18 protein-coding genes are annotated in these 18,251 nt (G+C 67.1%); 6 read left to right on the forward strand and 12 right to left on the reverse strand.

Features of this window, described 5'->3' with window-relative positions; translation table 11 throughout:
- Window positions 1-79: 79 nt before the first annotated feature.
- Both AC07PZ_RS25255 and AC07PZ_RS25260 read right to left on the reverse strand, forming a co-directional pair.
- The gene (locus tag AC07PZ_RS25255) at window positions 80-1,141 is read right to left on the reverse strand and encodes an FUSC family protein (protein WP_495297903.1); all 1,062 of its coding nucleotides are present in this window, start codon (window positions 1,139-1,141) and stop codon (window positions 80-82) included.
- Window positions 1,138-1,641 carry a MarR family winged helix-turn-helix transcriptional regulator gene (locus tag AC07PZ_RS25260; RefSeq protein ID WP_495297904.1) on the reverse strand — a complete coding sequence of 168 codons (504 nt, stop codon included), beginning with the start codon at window positions 1,639-1,641 and terminating at the stop codon, window positions 1,138-1,140. The genes AC07PZ_RS25255 and AC07PZ_RS25260 overlap by 4 nt, the downstream gene beginning before the upstream one ends.
- A 174-nt stretch (window positions 1,642-1,815) precedes the next feature.
- On the opposite strand from AC07PZ_RS25260, the gene AC07PZ_RS25265 reads away from it, so the two are divergent.
- Complete coding sequence (locus AC07PZ_RS25265; RefSeq protein ID WP_495297992.1) at window positions 1,816-2,421, forward strand: hypothetical protein; 606 nt, start codon at window positions 1,816-1,818, stop codon at window positions 2,419-2,421.
- A 155-nt stretch (window positions 2,422-2,576) separates the two neighbouring features.
- Window positions 2,577-2,993, forward strand: a complete 417-nt coding sequence (locus AC07PZ_RS25270) for a barstar family protein (RefSeq protein ID WP_495297905.1) — start codon at window positions 2,577-2,579, stop codon at window positions 2,991-2,993.
- 107 nt (window positions 2,994-3,100) lie between these two features.
- On the opposite strand, the gene AC07PZ_RS25275 is transcribed toward AC07PZ_RS25270, so the two are convergent.
- The 4 genes from AC07PZ_RS25275 to AC07PZ_RS25290 form a co-directional block, all read right to left on the reverse strand.
- Entirely contained in the window at window positions 3,101-3,733 is a 633-nt protein-coding gene (locus AC07PZ_RS25275; RefSeq protein WP_495297906.1) for a response regulator, read from the reverse strand.
- A gap of 229 nt (window positions 3,734-3,962) precedes the next feature.
- Window positions 3,963-5,099, reverse strand: coding sequence for an HPP family protein (locus AC07PZ_RS25280; RefSeq protein ID WP_495297907.1), 1,137 nt, complete (start codon window positions 5,097-5,099; stop codon window positions 3,963-3,965).
- Window positions 5,096-6,877: a chloride channel protein gene (locus AC07PZ_RS25285; protein ID WP_495297908.1), complete on the reverse strand. Its 1,782-nt coding sequence runs from the start codon at window positions 6,875-6,877 to the stop codon at window positions 5,096-5,098. The genes AC07PZ_RS25280 and AC07PZ_RS25285 overlap by 4 nt, the downstream gene beginning before the upstream one ends.
- Window positions 6,874-7,299 (reverse strand): MarR family winged helix-turn-helix transcriptional regulator, encoded by a 426-nt coding sequence (locus tag AC07PZ_RS25290; RefSeq protein ID WP_495297909.1) that lies wholly within the window; start codon window positions 7,297-7,299, stop codon window positions 6,874-6,876. The genes AC07PZ_RS25285 and AC07PZ_RS25290 overlap by 4 nt, the downstream gene beginning before the upstream one ends.
- 151 nt (window positions 7,300-7,450) lie before the next feature.
- Here AC07PZ_RS25290 and AC07PZ_RS25295 point away from each other — a divergent pair, with 151 nt between their 5' ends.
- Window positions 7,451-9,229: a tannase/feruloyl esterase family alpha/beta hydrolase gene (locus AC07PZ_RS25295; RefSeq protein WP_495297910.1), complete on the forward strand. Its 1,779-nt coding sequence runs from the start codon at window positions 7,451-7,453 to the stop codon at window positions 9,227-9,229.
- On the opposite strand, the gene AC07PZ_RS25300 is transcribed toward AC07PZ_RS25295, so the two are convergent.
- The 4 genes from AC07PZ_RS25300 to AC07PZ_RS25315 all read right to left on the reverse strand — a co-directional run bounded on the left by AC07PZ_RS25300 (window position 9,226) and on the right by AC07PZ_RS25315 (window position 12,680).
- Window positions 9,226-10,029: a PPK2 family polyphosphate kinase gene (locus tag AC07PZ_RS25300; RefSeq protein ID WP_495297911.1), complete on the reverse strand. Its 804-nt coding sequence runs from the start codon at window positions 10,027-10,029 to the stop codon at window positions 9,226-9,228. The genes AC07PZ_RS25295 and AC07PZ_RS25300 overlap by 4 nt on opposite strands.
- 83 nt (window positions 10,030-10,112) lie before the next feature.
- Window positions 10,113-10,541: an RNA-binding S4 domain-containing protein gene (locus AC07PZ_RS25305; RefSeq protein WP_495297912.1), complete on the reverse strand. Its 429-nt coding sequence runs from the start codon at window positions 10,539-10,541 to the stop codon at window positions 10,113-10,115.
- A gap of 2 nt (window positions 10,542-10,543) precedes the next feature.
- A complete protein-coding gene (locus tag AC07PZ_RS25310) occupies window positions 10,544-11,977 on the reverse strand; it encodes a sensor histidine kinase (RefSeq protein ID WP_495297913.1) in 1,434 nt (477 codons plus the stop codon).
- 19 nt (window positions 11,978-11,996) lie between these two features.
- Window positions 11,997-12,680 carry a response regulator gene (locus AC07PZ_RS25315; RefSeq protein WP_495297914.1) on the reverse strand — a complete coding sequence of 228 codons (684 nt, stop codon included), beginning with the start codon at window positions 12,678-12,680 and terminating at the stop codon, window positions 11,997-11,999.
- A gap of 122 nt (window positions 12,681-12,802) precedes the next feature.
- On the opposite strand from AC07PZ_RS25315, the gene AC07PZ_RS25320 reads away from it, so the two are divergent.
- The 3 genes from AC07PZ_RS25320 (at window position 12,803) to AC07PZ_RS25330 (ending at window position 16,061) form a co-directional block, all read left to right on the forward strand.
- Window positions 12,803-13,762 carry a Bug family tripartite tricarboxylate transporter substrate binding protein gene (locus AC07PZ_RS25320; RefSeq protein WP_495297915.1) on the forward strand — a complete coding sequence of 320 codons (960 nt, stop codon included), beginning with the start codon at window positions 12,803-12,805 and terminating at the stop codon, window positions 13,760-13,762.
- Window positions 13,763-13,897: 135 nt separating this feature from the next.
- Complete coding sequence (locus AC07PZ_RS25325; RefSeq protein ID WP_495297916.1) at window positions 13,898-14,446, forward strand: tripartite tricarboxylate transporter TctB family protein; 549 nt, start codon at window positions 13,898-13,900, stop codon at window positions 14,444-14,446.
- Window positions 14,447-14,537: 91 nt separating this feature from the next.
- Window positions 14,538-16,061, forward strand: coding sequence for a tripartite tricarboxylate transporter permease (locus tag AC07PZ_RS25330; RefSeq protein WP_495297917.1), 1,524 nt, complete (start codon window positions 14,538-14,540; stop codon window positions 16,059-16,061).
- Between the two features lie 160 nt (window positions 16,062-16,221).
- Here AC07PZ_RS25330 and AC07PZ_RS25335 read toward each other — a convergent pair whose 3' ends face one another.
- Together AC07PZ_RS25335 and AC07PZ_RS25340 are read right to left on the reverse strand one after the other, a co-directional pair.
- Entirely contained in the window at window positions 16,222-17,754 is a 1,533-nt protein-coding gene (locus AC07PZ_RS25335; protein WP_495297918.1) for a tripartite tricarboxylate transporter permease, read from the reverse strand.
- On the reverse strand, window positions 17,754-18,179 hold the full coding sequence (locus AC07PZ_RS25340; RefSeq protein WP_495297919.1) for a tripartite tricarboxylate transporter TctB family protein: 426 nt from the start codon (window positions 18,177-18,179) through the stop codon (window positions 17,754-17,756). Before AC07PZ_RS25340 ends, AC07PZ_RS25335 begins: the two co-directional genes overlap by 1 nt.
- Between the last annotated feature and the right edge of the window lie 72 nt (window positions 18,180-18,251).

Consider the following 18,251-nt stretch of genomic DNA (forward strand, 5'->3'; position numbering starts at 1 on the left):
GACGGTCGCTTCGGGCATCGGCGCCAACCGCCGTCGGTGCACACCGACAGCAGGATCGCCCACGGCCGCGGCGGGCCGTTCAGGAACCGACGTGCAGCGCCGCCAGCGCTTTCAGGTCGGCGCCCAGCAGTCGAAGCGGTCCGGCGAGCAACCGGGCCGCATCCTGCGTGTCCGGCCGTTCGGCACCCATCCGGCGCAGCAGGCCGCCGAGTTCGTGCAACGCGTCCGATGTCGAGGCGTCGGCGGTGCTGGTGGCGCGCAGCAGGGCGGTCTGTACGCCCTGCGAAACGCTGGCCCACAGCGGTTCGTCACGCAGCGCCGGCAGCGTGTCGCGCAGGCGGCCGAACAGCGCGGCGTCTTGCGCCAGGCGGCTCAGCACACGGACGATGCGCTGATGCCGGTCGGCCGGCGAGCGTTTCGATTCGAGGGCGGTGGCACCCGGACGAAGGCGCTTCCAGTGGTGCTCGCGGTCGGCGCTCATGGCCAGCATCGTCAGACGGGTCAGCCGTGCGCGGAGCTGGGCGGCCGCCAGGAGCCGGGCCTTGTCCGTGCGCGCATCGGCGCCGAGCGACAGCCGCGTCTGTGCCGCGATCTCGCGCAGCAGCGCATCGACGCCGTGCCGCAGCCGGACCGCGCTGTGCACCCGCGTGACCAGCAGCGACACGCCAAGCCCGACCAGCACGCCGACACCGATCTCGGCGGCGCGCAGCACGGCGACCTGGACCGGCGAATGCCCGGCCACGTTGCCGGCGGACAGGATGATCAGCGCCGAGATCGGCGAAGCGCGCAGCGCAGGCATGCCGGCGGTCACGAAGGCCAGTGACGCCACCACGCCCAGCGTGGCCACCATCGCGGGCAGTCCGGCGTGCTGGAGCGCGATGCCGAAAAGCCCGGCCGCGATGCCCGCGGCCGTGCCGCGCAAGCGGTCCCAGCCCGCGTCGAGCGTTGCACCGGCCTGCGGGCGCATCACGATCAAGGTGCTCATCACGGCCCACAGTCCCTCGGGCAGGCCGAGGGCCAGCGAGGCGCCATCCGCCAGCATCACCGCCAGCGCGAGCTGGACGCCATAGCGGGCGGCTTCCGGCGTCGGCAGCATGGCCCGCAGCCGGGAGGAGGGGGAGGTGTGCGGCGCCTCGGTCATGCCAGGCTTCGGGCGTCGGCCACGTGCGGCATCGCGTCGGCAAGACGGTCGATCAGAGCGCAGGCGTCGCGCAACAGCGCCTGTTCGGATGCTGAAAGTTCCGCGTCGATGGTGGCGGCCAGCGCGGCCTCGCGTCGCCGCACTTCGCGGCCCAGCAGTGCGCTGCCGCTGCGCGTGAGGCTCAGCAAGGCCTGACGCCCATCGACCGGATGCGGCGTGCGCGCCAGCCAGCCTTCGGCCTCGAGTTCGGCCAGCAGGCGGGTCAATGTCTGCGGCTTCACGCCCTCGCGGCGCGCGAGCTCGGCGGCGGGCAAGGCGCCCGAGCGATGCAGTTGCCCCAGTGCACTGAGCTTGGCGATGCTGACGCCGCCCTCCCGTGCCGGCGCACGCAGGCGACGCTGCAGGTTGGAGATGGCCGAGCGCAGGTGCACGGCGCTGGCGACGGAAGTGGCACGCGGCGACGCGGCTGCAGCGACGCTGCCGGAGGGTGGATTCGACATGGAAATATCATAAGACAAGTCTTATGAGTTGCCATGCGGCCATGGGCATCGCGTGCGTTCGACAGGCTCGATTTCGGGGCGATTCCCGAGCGTCGCCGCAGGGGCATGCTTGGGTGTCGGCCGCCGTCTGACTACACTCCCTGGTTTGCCTTCAAATTCCTCCCGCCCGAAGTAATGGATTTTCTAATTCTGGCGATCCTGCTCGCCATCGGCGTCTGGGTCCTCAAGTCCAGGGAACAGCGCCGCCGCATCGTGTTGCTGGGCAGCTCCCTTGGCAGCTATCGCATCGAAAAACTGATGGAAGACCTCACACAGGGTTACCTGCGCTGCCTGGGCGAAGACGACCCGGAGCGCCGTGAACAGATCTGGAGTCTGTTGCACGGCACCGAAGAAGCGCTGTCGAACCAGTTCAACCGTTTCGCCGCCGAGTTCGCGCGCATCGACGCCGCCGAGACCCGCGTCAGCACGCTGCCGCTGGCCATCCCCTTCGCGCACAAGCTTTTTCCGCGCGCCACTTTCGACCTGCGAAAGGCTTTTGCCATCCACGCACGCGGCATTGCCGATGCGGCCAGCAATCGCCAGCAGCAGACACCCAAGAGCAAGGCCTTCACCATGTCGGCCGAGCTCTTCCTGATGCAGCACAGCTGCCATTGGTTCTGCAGGTCGAAGGCGGTCGCGTCGGCACGCATGCTGACGCGCCATCAGACCCGGTACGAGCAACTGGTCGCCTCCGTGGCGCCCGACACCCGCCGGGCCTATAGCGCGCTCATTGCCGGTTGACGCCGGCCGGTGCCGGCCAGGCCCTTCCGATCCGATGCGATCGTGAGCGCCAACCGGTGCCTTCGCGGGCTTCAGGCAGTTCCGCCGGAAAGCCCCTGCTTACACACCAGGGCGCCAGCTCGACTAGAGTTGCCGCCCCACAACGATGACAACCCATGGATATCAGCGAGATCACCCTGTCCCTGCGCACGATGCGTGCCAATATCGTCCAGTCGATCCGCGCGTTGCGCGTTGACGAACTGCAAGGCGCAGCGCAGGAGGAGGACCAGCTTTTTCTTCGTGCCGCACTCGGCGAGTCGCAGTCCAAGCAGGACGTGCTCGACCGCATTGCACAGCAGTTCGACCTGCCCGCGGACTCCGCCAAGAACCTGCCGGCGCTGCTGGCCGGCATCACGACCGTCTTCTACAAGGCCGGCAAGCGCAAGGGCTTCGTGATCGTGCTCGAACAGGTTCCCGCCAACCAGAAGTTCGACAAGGAAGACCGCGAGCAACTGCTCGACATCTTCCGTGACGCGTCCGACTACTGGGCCGAGCGCAAGGTGCCTTTCCGCTGCTTCTACTCGTTCAGCTGAGGCTGAAACGGCAACGGGGACCGGCGCGCTGGCGCAGGTCCCCGTTGGCTTGTCCGACTTGGCACGCAGGGCGCGCCGGTCAACGCAGATCAGGCAGATCAGGCAGATCAGTCGATCAGGTTGTTCTTCAGGCCGTAGTAGGTGAGGTCGCTGTTGGAGGAGAGGTTCATCTTCTCCATCAAACGCGTGCGGTAGGTGCTCACGGTCTTGACCGACAACGACAGGTTCTCGGCGATCGCACCGGCGGTCTCGCCCTTGGCCAGCTTCAGGAACACCTGGAATTCACGCTCCGACAGCAATTCGTGCGGCGGTGCGTTGTCCTTCCGATCGAGCTGGTTCGCCAGCAATTCGGCGACGGCCGGCGTGATGTAGCGCCGGCCGAGCGACAGCGTGCGCACGGCATTGACGATTTCGTTGGGGTCGCAGTCCTTGTTGAGGTAGCCGCTCGCGCCCTGGCGAATCAGGTTCATCGCGTAGTGCTCCTCGGGGTAGCCGCTGAGGATCAGGATGCCAACGTCGGGTGCCTTGGCGCGGATCATCGCCAGTGCGTCGATGCCGCTCTGGCCGGGCATCGACAGGTCCATCACGAGCACGTCGAGTTCGGTCGTGCGAACCAGTTCGATCGCTTCGCGGCCGTTGGATGCTTCGCCGACGACACGCAGGTCGACGTGTTGCTGGAAGAATTGGCGCAGTCCGTTGCGCACGATGGCGTGGTCGTCCACGAGTCCGATCTTGATCATTTGATTTGTGTTTCCTGGTTCGGGGTGGATGCGGGGCCGGCTGCACGCAGGCGTGTGCTGCCGCAACGGGAGACAGCTTAGATGCTCGATGTGGGCAGGCTTGTAGGATGCAGCGCCCAGCCGGGCTCAGTGCACGCCGCAGCCTTCCGGCGTGTACCTGTGCAGGCATGCAGCAGGCAGCTCTTTTCGGGAACGCAGCCGACCTGCCCGGCGCTGCGCAGTGCGCTGCCTACGCGACGCGGCACAGCGTGGAGATCAGGTCGGACTGGGTGATGACACCCACCAGGCGGCGGTCCGCATCGATCACCGGAATGTGATGGTGGCCTGCCTCCGAAAACAGCGGGATGAGTTCGCTGGCGCGTCGGTCTACGCTCGTCACCCGGACTTCGCGCGTCATGATCTGGCCGACCACTTCCGGCTTCTCCGAGTGCACGGTCCCGGTCGGCTGCATGAATCCACGCAGCCGCCCACCGATTCCTTCATGGCGGTCCAGTCCGGCATGGCGCATGAAGTCGGCGACAGTGACGATCCCCACGATGTGCCGGCCGCGATCGGTGACCGGCAGCGCCTTCACGCGCCGCTGGCGCATCAGTTGCCACGCTTCTTCGAGTCCGGTGCCGAACAGCACGGACACCGGTTCGGTCGACATGACATCGCCACAGCGCAGGTCGCCGAAACGGCGTTGGTAGGCGGCCGACTCGGCATGGTGCAGCAGCTCCTGCAGGTCACCGCGATCGATGTCCAGTACCTGGTTGTAGTGGGCCAGGGCCGCGTCGAGGTCTGCAGCGCTGAAGCGCGAACCTGCCGCGGACGCGGGCCGGTCGGGTGCCTGCAGGTGCGGATAGCGACGGCCGGTCAGGCTGTTGTAGGCCATGCCCGCCATCACCAGCAACACGCAGTTGGTCAACACCGGGAACAGCACGAAGTGCAGGTCGACGCCACCCAGCGCCGACATGAGTGCGGCGGCGCCGCCGGGCGGGTGCAGGCAGCGCAGCCAGAACATGAGTCCGACGGCCGATGCAACCGCCACCGCACCGGCCAGCGCGGGATCGGGTATCCACATGGCGCACGACGCCCCGATGAGCGCCGACAGCGTGTTGCCGCCGATGACGGACCACGGCTGGGCCAACGGACTGGCCGGCACGGCGAACACCAGGACCGCACTGGCGCCGATGGGCGCCACCAGCCAGGGATGATGGGCGAGGTCGGGCCCGGCCCAGCCTCGGCACAGCAAGGCGGTGAACAGCACGCCCAGGCCCGCGCCCAGGAGGGCGCGCCAGCGCTCGCCGGCATCGACCTGAAGGCGTGCCGGCCAGAGGCTCTTCAGCCAGGCGGCCGATGTGCCGATCGGGGGCGCGCCTTTCATGTTCGATGGGCGCGCCACGGCAGGCTGCGCAGACGTTGCCGGTGCTCCTCGTCGTGGAAGTGGACGATGGCGGGCTTGACCAGGTCGCTGCGTGCAACGATGCCGATGAGCTGCAGCGACTGCGCATCGGCGACCACCGGCAGGCGCTCGAGTCCACTGCGGGCCAGCCGGGTTGCGATGGCGCGGCAGCTTTCCCCGGGTATCGCGATGGGGGCCGGGCGCCCGTCCAGCAGTTCGCCCAGCGTCGTCTCCGGTGCCGTCGCGGCCCGGGTCATCAGCATGTCGCGGTCGACCATCCCGATCAGCCGGCCGGCACGCACCGCCGGATAGGCGCGGTGCCTCTGGCCCGGTCCGAAGTGTGCGGCGAGCGCGTCTGCCACGGTTCGGTCCGCGTCGATGCACAGCGGATCGCGGGTCATCACGTCCTCGACGAACTCGCGCTCCAGAGGATCGACCCCGTACTCGCGATAGATGTGGCGTCCTCGTCGCGCGATCTTTTCGGTCATGATGGAACGCCGCATGACGAGCACCGTGAAGCCATAGGCCACAGCCGAGGTCGCGAGCAAGGGCAGCAACGCATTCACGTCGCCCGTCAGGCCAACGGCGAAGACGACTGCCGTCAGTGGCGCCTGCAGGGTTGCGCCCAGTGTGGCCGCCATGCAAACCAGTGGCCAGAGGGCTGCGTTGTCGGCGGGCAGCACATGGCCCAACGCCACACCCACGCCGGCACCCATCATCAGCAATGGCGCCAGCACGCCGCCGGAGGTGCCGGAGCCCAGCGCGATCAACCACATCACCGCTTTCACCGCCAGCAGTGCGAGGACGGCGCCGAGTGCCAGACGGTTGTGGAGCAGGTCGCCGATGACGTCGTATCCCACACCGAACGCGCGCGGCTGCAGCCAGCCGCCGATGCCGACGGCGAGGCCGCCAAGGGCTGGCCACCACATCCAATGCAGCGGCAGCTTGCCGAACAGGTCTTCCACTTTGTAGAGCCCTGCAGACAAGGTGGCAGACAGCGCTCCGCAGAGCACACCTGCCAATGCGCACCACAGCATGCTCATGGGGCCGACCGCGGCGGTCTGAAGGGGGAACAGGGGCGCGGGCTCCATCAGCAGCGGACGGAGGAACCCGGCCACGGCACACGCCACGGCGACCGGCAGCAGGCTGCGGGGACGGAGTTCGAACAGCAGAAGCTCGACGGCGAGCAGCACGGCCGCCACCGGCGTGCCGAAGATGGCGGTCATGCCGGCCGTCGCGCCTGCAACCAGCAGCGCCTTGCGCTCGGCCGCACTCAGGTGGAAATGCTGGGCGAGCAAAGATCCGATGGCGCCGCCCGTCATGATGATCGGGCCTTCTGCGCCGAAGGGCCCGCCGCTGCCGATCACGATGCCCGAGGACAGCGGCTTCAGCACGGCCACCTTGGGCGACATGCTGCTTCTGCCGAACAGGATGGCTTCGATGGCTTCCGGTATGCCGTGTCCACGGATCTTGTCGGAGCCGAAGCGCGCCATCAGGCCGACGAGGAGCCCGCCAGCGACGGGCAGGCAGATGACCCATGCGCCCAGCGTGTGTCCGGCAGGCGAGCGGTCTGCGATCGACAGGGTCTGGAAGAAAAAGAGGTTCGTGAAGAAGCGGATCAGATCGACCAGCACGAGTGCGGCGCCGGTGCTGACCGCACCGATAAAGCAGCTCAGCGCGACGAGGCGCGGCAGACGGGCATTCGGGGCGAAGTCGCCGCGCGACGGTCGACGCAGGGCGCCAGGCGTATGGGTGTTCATGAAGCAGGCGTTGGTGTGGGTGGCAGGTCGATCTGCGGCACCTGAAAGACGCCTTGCAGGGACTTGAGCTCGGCCCGGTGCAGCGCGGCGAGTCGATGCAGCACCGATTCGCCTTTGTCCAGCAGATGGACCTGGACCTGTCTGCGGTCAGTGTCGTGCGTCCGGCGTTCCACCAGCCCAAGCGCTTCGCAGCGGCTGACGAGCGTCACCGCGGCATGGGGAAGGACTTGAAGTCGGTTGGCCAGTTCGCCGACCGATGCCCAGGCACGGCCGGGCGTTCCCTTGATCTGCAGCATCACCAGGTACTGCTGTGGCGTGATGCCTTCCCCTTGCGCCGCGAGTTCGGAAAAGCGCTCGAAGCGGCGCATCTGATAGCGGAATTCGGCCAGCGTCTCGAAATCGGTCTTGGTGAGGGCGGCCATGGGCAATGCATCGCAAAACGCGATTTATATCACGACGCGATATGTTTGGGTTGCCGGCGCAGATTCGTCAAATCCGACGATGGGGATGCGTGCCTCGAATTCCTAGCATCTCCCCGCGGCCATCGCGCCGTGCATAACAAGGAGACATCCCATGAACATCCCGACCCAATCGGTCAGGAGCGCCGTGCTGCGCCCCGCATTTCCCGCGTTGCTCGCGTTGCTCGCGGCTTCGCTGCTGATGGCGATCGCCGGCTGCGGCGGCAGCGGTGGCAGCAGCAACGGCACCACCAGCGGCAGCAACACCGACAGCGGCTCGACCACCTCCGGCGGCACCACGACGACGGGTGGCACGACAACCTCCGGCGGCACCACCGACACGGGCGGCGCCACGACGACCCCGCCCGCAGCCACCACCATCCAGGCCGTCGATGCGGCCAACGCCTGTGCTGCGATCGCCGGCACCACCATCGCCGCGAGCGCGATAGGCCTGTCGACGCAGGGCGCGACCATCACCTCTGCCGCGCTGCAGGCCGCTTCGGGCAGCACGCCGGAATACTGCAAGGTGCTCGGCTCGATCCTCGCTGCCAACGCGGCCGACCCGTCGATCAAGTTCGAGGTGAACCTGCCGACGAGCTGGAACATCAAGGCGCTGCAGTTCGGCGGCGGCGGCTTCAACGGCACCGTGGTCACCGGCCTGGGCAACGTCACCTCGGCGCTGTCGGGTTCGCAGACGCCGCTGGCGCAGGGCTACATGACTTTCGGCGGCGACTCGGGCCACCAGGGCAGCAACGGCACCTTCGGCACGAACGCGCAGGCCCTGGCCAACTACGGCGGGGAGAGCGTCAAGCGCACGCACGACGTGGCCGTCTACCTGGCCACGGCCTACTACAAGACCGCACCGCGGCGCATGTACTACCACGGCGGCTCCAAGGGAGGGCACGAAGGCCTGGTCGCCGCGCAGCGCTACGGCTCGGACTACGACGGCGTCGTGGCCTTCTATCCGGCCAACCAGAACCAGGCCATGGTGCTGTCGTGGTACCGGCAGTGGTCGGCCGCCTACGAGACCACCGGCGGCGCACTCAATTCCGCCAAGCAGGCGCTGCTGAAGACCAAGGTGCTCGAGGCTTGCGATGCGCTCGACGGCGTCACCGACGGTCTGGTGTCGGACACCAATGCCTGCCGCAGCACCTTCGCGGTCAACAGCCTGCGTTGCCCCGGTGGCGCCGACACCGGCGACACCTGCCTGTCCGACGTGCAGACCAGCACGCTGCTGACGAGCGCGACGGACATGGTCTTCGCCTTCCCGCTCGCGAACGGCGTCACCAGCATCGGCCCCTATCCCGTGTTCGAGGCCGGTGACATCGGCACGCTGTTCGACGCCACCGGCGCGAACGGCACGGCCACGGGCTACTACGGCTTCAACGACCCGGTCATCCGCTACTTCATCCAGCAGGATGCGTCGAGCTCGAGCCTGAAGTTCGACTACCGCGCATGGCAGCCACGCGTGCAGCAGATCTCCGCGCTGTACGACGCGACCGACCCGAACCTGGATGCGTTCAAAGGCAAGGGCTCGAAGCTGCTGCTGGTGCAGGGAACGACCGACATGCTGGTCACGCACTACACGACCAGCGCGTATTACGACAACGTCGCCAAGCGCTACGGCGGCGACGCCACCAAGGCCTTCCTGCGCTACTACGTGATCCCCGGCTTCGGCCACGGCAGCGGCACCTTCGGCATGACCTGGGATTCGCTGAGCGCGCTGGACGCGTGGGTCGAGTCCGGCACGGCGCCCGCGAACCCGGTGACGGTGGACTCCACCACGGCCACGAAGGGCCGCACCCGGCCGATGTGCGAATACCCGCTCTATCCGAAATACAAGGGGTCGGGCGACATCAACAGCGCGGACAACTTCAGCTGCGCGGCAAGCTAGCGGACCACCAGCCCGGCGAGCTTCGGATCGGCCGCCGGCGCCAGCTTCATCGACTCGAGCGTGCGCACCAGCAGCTGCGCGATCATGAGGTTGCGGTTGATCTTGCTGTCGGCCGGCACGATGGTCCAGGGCGCCTCGCGCGTCGAGGTTTCGGCCAGTGCCTTCTGGTAGGCGCGCTGGTAGTCGTCCCACTTGTCGCGCACGGTGAGGTCGCCCATGCTGAACTTCCACTGCTTGTCGGGCGTGTCGATGCGGGCCTGCAGCCGCTTGCGCTGCTCCTCCTTGCCGATGTGCAGCATGCACTTGACGATCACCGTGCCGGTCTCGGTCAGCAGGCGTTCGAAGTCGTTGATCTGCGCATAGCGGCGGCGCGTTTCCGCCTTGTCGATCCAGCCCTCGACCACCGGCACCAGCACGTCTTCGTAGTGGCTGCGGTTCCAGACGGCGAGCTCGCCCGTGCGCGGCACCACCGCGTGGCAGCGCCAGAGGAAATCGTGCGCACGTTCTTCCTCGCTCGGCGCCTTGAAGGCCGCCACGCGAACGCCCAGCGGGGACGTGCGCGAGAAGACCCAGCGCACGGTGCCGTCCTTGCCGCTGGTGTCCATGCCCTGGAGCACCAGCAGCACCTTGCGGCGGCCTTCGGCGTGCAGCAGGTTCTGCAGTGTGTCCAGCTTCAGCGCGAGCGTGTCGAGCTCCTCGCGCTGCGAGGCCTCGGAGCCGATGGCGAACGTCGTGTCGCCGGTATCGAGTTTCGACAGCTTGAACTTGGCGCCGACCTGGTAGTTCTTGAAGCGGGACATGGAAACCTTTTCAGATGATGGACAGGGAGAGACACGGGCCGGCGCAGGCAGTTGCCGGCGCTGCGTTCGTTCGATGTTTCCGTTCAATCGTCGTCGGCTTCGATCGACGCGCTCCAGCGGTTGTCCCAGCCGGTGTCGCGTCGCGCCTCGTCGAGTTCGCGGCGGTTGCGCTTGGTCGGGCGGCCGTCTTCCAGGCTCAGCGCGGGTTCGCTGCCCATGCGCCGTTGTTCTCGCATCGCGGCCTGGGCCGCCAGGCTCTCGGCGGTCTCTTCATAGAGCTGCTGCGCGACGGGTGCCGGCCCGCGTTGGCCGCTGATGCCACGCACCAGCACGGTACGCACCGCACCGCCGTGCCGCATGGCGACGGTGTCGCCGGGCTTGACTTCGCGCGAGGCCTTGGCGACGTCGCCGTTGACCTCCACCCGGTTCTTGCCGATTTCCTCGGCCGCCAGGGAGCGTGTCTTGAAAAAGCGTGCAGCCCAGAGCCACTTGTCGATCCGCAGTCGATCCATCGTCATCCTTGTTCGAGTGGCAGCCGCACGGTGGCGTCCAGCCCCGTGACGCGGCCTGCCGATATGCGATTGTCCAGGGCGATCTCTCCGCCGAGTGCGCGCACGATCTCCCGAGAGATCGTCAGACCAAGTCCCGAGCCCTTCGCCACGTCGCCGGCGGCGAAGGGGGCGAACAGCCGTTGCCTGAGTTCCGGCGAAATGCCCGGCCCGTCGTCGGCGATGCGCAGCAAGGCCGTACCGGCTTCCGGGCCCGGTTCAGCGCGCACTTCCACCAGCAGCGTGCCGCCGTGCGGACTGTGCTTGATGGCGTTGTGCAGCAGGTTGCGGGCGAGCTCCTGCAGCATCCATCGGTGCGCATGCACCGGTGCCGCGGAAGCCGCCAGCTCGAAATCGAGCGCCTTGTCCGCGATCAGCGGCGACAGGTCGAGCGCCACTTCACGCACCATCTCGCCGAAGTCCAGCACGGCGGACTCCGGCTGCTGGCGCAATTGCTCGACCTTGGCCAGCGAGAGCATCTGGTTGGCGAGCTGGGTCGCGCGCTTCACGGTGGCGTCGATCTCGCGCAGCGCCTGGTCGGCGGGCACGTCGCCGCGCTGCGCCGACTGCACCTGCGCAGTGAGTACGGCGAGCGGCGTGCGAAGCTGGTGGGCGCTGTCGCGCACGAAGCGCTTCTGGTGGTCGAGCAGGCCCTGCAGGCGCTGCATGACGCGCGTGGTCGCTTCGATCATCGGTCGAAGCTCGCGCGGTGCGCCGGGCGCGTCGATCGGCGAGAAGTCGTCGGGCGCGCGCGTTTCGATCGCTTCGCCCAGGTCGCGCACGGGCCGCGTCGCACGCTGCACCACCAGCACGGTGACGGCCGCGATGACGCCCATCAGCACCAGCTGGCGCCACAGCATGTCGACCAGCAGCTTGCGCGCCAGCGTCTCGCGCAAGGCCAGCGTCTCGGCCACCTGCACCACGGCCATGCCGAGTCCGCGCGAGCTGGCGACCGGCTGGAGCAGCACGGCGACGCGCACCGGCTGGTCGCGGAAGGTGTCGTCGTAGAAATCCACCAGCGCGGCATAGGGCGGCCTGTCGGGCAGCTTGCCGTGCCAGAACGGCAGTTCGTCGAAGCCGGAGATCATGTCGCCGCCGAGTGTCGACACGCGGTAGTACATCCGGCTCTGGCTGTCGGCCTCGAAGGCTTCGAGCGCGGAGTAGGGCACGATGGCGCGCAGTTGCGCAGCCGCTTCGTAGCCCTCGACGTCGAGCTGTTCGCCGATGGTCTTGGCCGATGCGAGCAGCGTGCGATCGTAGGCGGTGGTCGCGGCCGCCAGGCTCTGCCGGTAGATGCTCACGCTGTTGACGACGATGAAGAGCGTGACCGGCAGCAGGATGCCGAGCAGGAGCCGGGAGCGCAGCGACAACCTCGCGGCGAGGTGGGCCACCAGCTTCATGCGCGGCGCATGGCGGGTCTCATGCCTTTTCCTCTCGCAGGAGGTAGCCGAGTCCGCGCAGCGTCATCAGTGCCGCGCCGGTGCCGGCGAGCTTCTTGCGCAGGCGGTAGACCACGACCTCGACGGCTTCGTACTGCACGTCGTCCTCGCCGGGGAACACCAGCTCGAACAGCCTTTCCTTGCTGACGGCATGGCCCGGATTCATCATCAGCGCCTTCAGCAACGCCAGCTCGCGCGGCGTCAATTCCATCACCTCGGTCCGAAGGTAGATGGCGCCGCTCTCCTGGGCGAAGCGCAGGCCGCCGACGGGTTGCGGGCCTGGCGCCGGGTCGGTGTCGGACTGCTGGTTTCGCCGGTGCAGCGCGCGGATCCGGGCCTCGAGTTCGTCCAGGTCGAAGGGCTTGGGCAGATAGTCGTCCGCCCCGGCGTTGAGTCCCATGATGCGGTCGCCGACGGTGCCGCGGGCGGTCAGCAGCAGCACCGGCGTGCGCAGCCCCGAGGCACGCGCCTGCGCCAGCACCTGGAGGCCGTCGAGGTTCGGAAGGCTCAGGTCGAGCGCGACGACGTCGGGCTCCAGATGGCGCCATTGCGCGAGTGCCAGCGCGCCGTCGCCGCACACGCGCACATCGATGCGGCGCCGCCCGAGCGTGCGCTGGAGCGTGGTTTGCATCGTGGGGTCGTCTTCGACCAGCAGCAGCTTCATGCGGCAGGATTTTCGGTGTTTACCCCAGGGCGCTGGACAGCCAACTGACAGGAGGGCGGCGCATCATAGCGGCCGATTGCTTCCATTCAGCTTTCATCGACCATCCCATTCAAGGAGACACCATGCGTCGCGACACCTTCCTGAAGTCCCTGGCCGCACTCACGGCCGTCGGCGCGCTGCCGATGCTGGCGCATGCTGCCGCCAATGTGAAGATGATGATTCCGGCCAACCCCGGCGGCGGCTGGGACACCACCGGCCGTGCGCTGGGCAAGGCCCTGACCGACGCCAAGGTGGCCGACACCGTCACCTACGACAACAAGGGCGGCGCCGCCGGCGCGCTGGGCCTGGCGCAGTTCGTCAATGGTTCCAAGGGCGACCCGAACGCGCTCATGGTGATGGGCTCGGTGATGCTCGGCGGCATCATCACCGGCAAGCCGCCGGTCAAGCTCGAGGCGGCCACGCCGCTGGCGCGCCTGACCACCGAATACAACGTGTTCGTGCTGCCCGCCAACTCGCCGCTGAAGTCCATGAAGGACGTGGTCGATCAGCTCAAGAAGGACCCGGGCAGCGTGAAGTGGGGCGGCGGATCGCGCGGCTCCACCGAGCACATCGCCGCGGCCATGATCGCCCAGAAGGTCGGTGCCGACCCGTCGAAGATCAACTACGTGGCCTTCCGCGGAGGCGGCGAGGCCACCGCGGCCATCCTGGGCGGCAACGTGACGGTCGGTGGCAGCGGTTACAGCGAATTCGCCGAGTACATCGCGGCCGGCAAGATGAAGGCCATCGCCGTCACGTCGCCACGGCGTCTGCCGGGTGTCGACGTGCCCACGCTGAAGGAGCAGGGCATCGATGTGGAGATCGGCAACTGGCGCGGCGTGTATGGCGCGCCCGGCATCTCGGCCGAGCAGCGCAAGGCCCTGACCGACATGGTGCTGGCCGCGCTGAAGAGCCCGGCCTGGGCCGAATCCCTCAAGAAGAACGACTGGACGCCGGCCGTGATCTCGGGTGATGCCTTTGCCAAGTTCGTGGACGACGACTTCGCGAGCCTGCGCGCCATCATGGCCAAGTCCGGGATGGTCTGAACCCGGCTCTCCCCCGGGCTTCGCGCACTTCGTGTCGCTCTCGCCAACCCCCTTCCGGGGTCAGCACCGACGGCCCGGCAAAGCCGGTTCCGCGGTGTTTCTGGAAGGGGGATCGTGCTTTTTGGAACCAGACCTATGACAACAAGTTCTTCACCCCTGGATGAATCGCGTGCCGTGGCGGCGCGTGGCGTGTCCTGGCCGCAGACGGCGGTCGGGGTCGGCGTATTGCTGACCGGGATCGCGCTGGGCGGCGGGGCGATCGGGATTTCATCCGACGCCGGATACGGCGGCGTGGGCCCCAACTTCCTGCCGTGGCTGGTGTCGATCGTGCTGACGATCTGCGGCGTGTTCATCCTGTGGGAGGCGCGCAGCGGCGGGTTTCGCGATCTCGATGCGCCGAGTGGTGCCGAGCACGCGTATTGGCCTGGCTTCGTCTGGGTGACTGCCGGTCTCCTGCTGAATGCAGCGCTGATCACGACGCTCGGGTTCATCCTGAGCTGCACGCTTTGCTATGTGCTGGCGGTTCAGGGGCTGCGCCGCGCAACCGGCCAGCCATCGGGTGCGCCACGCACCTGGGCCATCGACATCGTGACCGGTGCGCTCATTGCGGCCCCGGTGTTCTGGACGTTCACGCAATTCCTGGCGATCAACCTGCCTGGCCTCACTTCGAGCGGATGGCTCTGATCGTATGAGCGCCTACGTTCCTCACTTCGTGTATTCACTGCCGTCAAAGGGGGCGCAAGCCTCCCTGGGCGCGGCCCGTCGGGAGTCTTGAATGGACATCTTCAACGCCCTCATGGCCGGCTTTGCCGCCGCCATCACGCCCGTCAACCTGCTCTGGTGTCTGGTCGGCTGTGCACTCGGCACCGCTGTCGGCGTGCTGCCCGGCATCGGCCCGGCCGTGGCCGTTGCCATGCTGCTGCCGATCACCGCCAAGGTGGACGTCACGGCCTCGATGATCTTCTTCTCGGGCATCTATTACGGCGCGATGTATGGCGGCTCGACCACGTCGATCCTGCTGAACACGCCCGGCGAGACCGCCAGCATGGTGACAGCCATGGAAGGCAACAAGATGGCCAAGAGCGGGCGCGCGGGTGCTGCGCTCGCGACCGCGGCCATCGGCTCGTTCGTGGCCGGCACCATCGCCACGGTGATCGTCACGCTGTTCGCGCCCTACGTTGCCGAGTTCGCCGTCAAGCTCGGCCCGCCCGAGTACTTCCTGCTGATGCTGCTGGCCTTCACCACGGTGAGTGCGGTCCTCGGCAAGAGCACGCTGCGCGGCATGACCGCGCTGTTCATCGGCCTGGCGGCCGGCTGTGTCGGCCTCGACCAGATCTCGGGCCAGGGGCGCTACACCGGTGGCATTCCCGAGATGCTCGACGGCATCGAGATCGTGCTGGTGGCCGTCGGCCTGTTCGCCGTGGCCGAGGTGCTCTACGCCGTGCTGTATGAAGGCAAGGTCGTCGAGGGCCAGAACAAGCTGAGCCGCGTGCACATGAGCAAGCGCGACTGGAAGCGTTCGATTCCCGCCTGGCTGCGCGGCACCGCCATCGGCACGCCCTTCGGTTGCATCCCGGCCGGTGGAACCGAGATCCCGACCTTTTTGAGCTACGCGACGGAAAAGAAGCTGGCCAAGGACAAGGACGCCAAGGCCGAATTCGGCACCACGGGCGCGATCGAGGGTGTGGCCGGACCCGAAGCTGCGAACAACGCGACGGTGACGGCTGCGCTGATTCCGCTGCTCACGCTGGGCATCCCGACCTCCAACACCACGGCGATCCTGCTGGGCGCGTTTCAGAACTACGGCATCCAGCCCGGTCCGCAGCTGTTCACCACCTCGGCTGCGCTGGTCTGGGCGTTGATCGCCTCGCTCTACATCGGCAACGTGATGCTGCTCGTGCTGAACCTGCCGATGGTCGGCCTCTGGGTCAAGCTGCTCAAGATCCCCAAGCCGCAGCTCTATGCGGGCATCCTGATCTTCGCGACGGTCGGCGCCTACGGCATGCGCCAGAGCGCCTTCGACCTGTTCCTGCTGTATGCGATCGGCGTGCTGGGCGTGGTCATGCGGCGCTTCGATTTCCCGACCGCACCCGTGGTCGTCGGCATGATCCTCGGCCCGCTCGCCGAAGCGCAGTTGCGCAATGCCATGTCGATCGGCGAGGGTAGCGCGACGGTGTTCGTGCAGCGCCCCATGTCGATCGTGCTGATCGTCATCGTGCTGGCCGTGCTGCTGCTGCCGCGCATCGCCAAGCGCATGAGCGACCGCAAGCGTCTGCGGCTCGCACAGCTCGACGCCTGATTTGCGTGCCCCCGCAAGGCCGGCCTCGTCATGGGGCCGGCCTTTTTTTGCGCCGTGCCGTCGTCTGAATACAAAAAGCCCCCTGACCGCATGGCGGACAGGGGGCTTTTGAATGTACCGCCAGCGCAGCGGCTGGCGAGTGGCTGGGGAGGACTGACGCTCAGCTCGCCACGGGCGCGGTGTCCTCGGCCGCCGCAAGCGCCGGCTTGTTCTTGTTCTTGCGAGCAGCCCGGAAGAACGAGACGGTCTGCCAGATGATCACGATCGAGATCACGCTGAGCAGCGTGGCGCTGATCGGACGCGTGACGAAGCCGCTGAAGTCGCCACGGCTCAACAGCATCGCGCGGCGGAAGTTCTCCTCGAGCATCGGCCCGAGGATGAAGCCCAGCATCAGGGGTGCCGGCTCCATGTCCAGTCGCATGAACAGGTAGCCGACCAGGCCGAACACGGCGGTCGTGTAGATGTCGTCCAGGCTGTTGTTGATACTGAAGGTACCGACGCAGCAGAAGAACATGATCGCCGGGAACAGCACGGTGTAAGGGATCTTGAACACCGACAGCCAGTAGCGCACCAGCGGCACGTTGAGCACCACCAGGAACACGTTGCCGACCCACATGCTGGCCACCAGACCCCAGAACAGGTCGGGGTGGCTGGCGATCATGTCGGGGCCGGGCTGGATGCCCTTGACGATGAAGGCGGCCATCATCAGCGCCATCACCGGGTTTTCGGGAATGCCGATGGCCATCAGCGGAATGAAGCTGGTGCGTGCAGCGGCTTCGTCGGCTGCGGCCTGGCCGGCCACGCCTTCGATGCAGCCGGTGCCGATCTCGTCCTTGTACTTGCTGAATCGCTTGTCGGCCGCGTAGGCGGCGAACTGGGCGATGGTCGGGCCGCCGCCGGGCAGGATGCCCAGCACCGAGCCGATCACGCTTCCGCGCAGCGCGCTGGGCAGGATCCGCTTGAATTCGGGCCAGGTCGGCATGAGTTTGATCTTGCCGTTGAAGGGCGTGAGCACGTTCTTCTTGTCGAGGTTCTTCACCACCTCGGCAATGCCGAAGCAGCCCAGCGCGATGCTGATCAGGCCGATGCCGTCCATCAGGAAGGGCAGGCCCATCGTGTAGCGCGCCACGCCGCTGTTCACGTCGGTGCCGACCATGCCGAGCAGCACGCCGACCATGGCCATCGCCAGGCCGTTGAGCAGGCTGCCGCTGCTGACGAAGCTCACGCAGAAGAAGCCCAGCAGCATCAGCGCGCAGTAGTCGGCCGGGCCGAACAGGAAGCCCACTTCACCGAGCGCCGGTGCCATCGTCGACAGGACGACGATGGCGATCGTGCCGCCGATGAAGCTCGATATGCCGGCAGTGAACAGCGCGAGGCCGGTCTTGCCCTTGAGCGTCATCTGGTAGCCATCGATACAGGCCACGATGCTGCTCGCATGCGGGATCTTCATCGTGATGGCACTGACGCTGTCGCCGTACTGGGCGCCGTAGTAGATGCCGGCCAGCATGATGAGCGCACCGCCGGTGGGGATCGAATAGGTCAGCGGCAGCAGCAGGCTGATGGTCGACAGCGGGCCGAGGCCGGGCAGCAGGCCCACGAGCGTGCCGACGGTGCAGCCGAGCGCGCAGTAAAGAAGGTTCTGGATCGTCAGCGCATGGCTGAATCCGAACGCGAGGTTGTGCAGGACGTCCATCAGTAGAGCGGCAGCTGGAGGCCGAGAAAGTTCTTGAACGCGAAGGCCACGGCGATCAGGCCGATGGAGATCTTGATGTTGCGTGACACCGAGTAAGAGGTGCCCGCGAAGGTCGACACGAACACCAGGAACACGATGCCGAGGATCATGTTGATGTGCTCGGAGATCACCGCGAAGCCGACCAGGCTCAGCAGGATCAGCGTGATGTTCTTGATGTTGTAGTCGAGCGCGACGGGCGGCACGAAGAACGAACGCACCGTCGTGAGCAGGCCGATCAGGAACAGGAAGCCGCTGATCATCACCGGGAACAGGCCGGGGCCGCTGCGGGCGAGTTCACCCACCTTGTAGCCGAGTGCGACGGTGCCGAAACCCAGCGCGATGAGCATGAGGAACACGCCCTTGACGAAGTTGCGGTTCTTCAACATGACGTATGCCTTTCAACAGGCCGGACGAGGGAAGGGGGGGGAAGCATGCTCGAGGGTCTCCTTTGGATTCAT

This window comes from Variovorax sp. GW821-FHT10B04, from assembly GCF_059415645.1.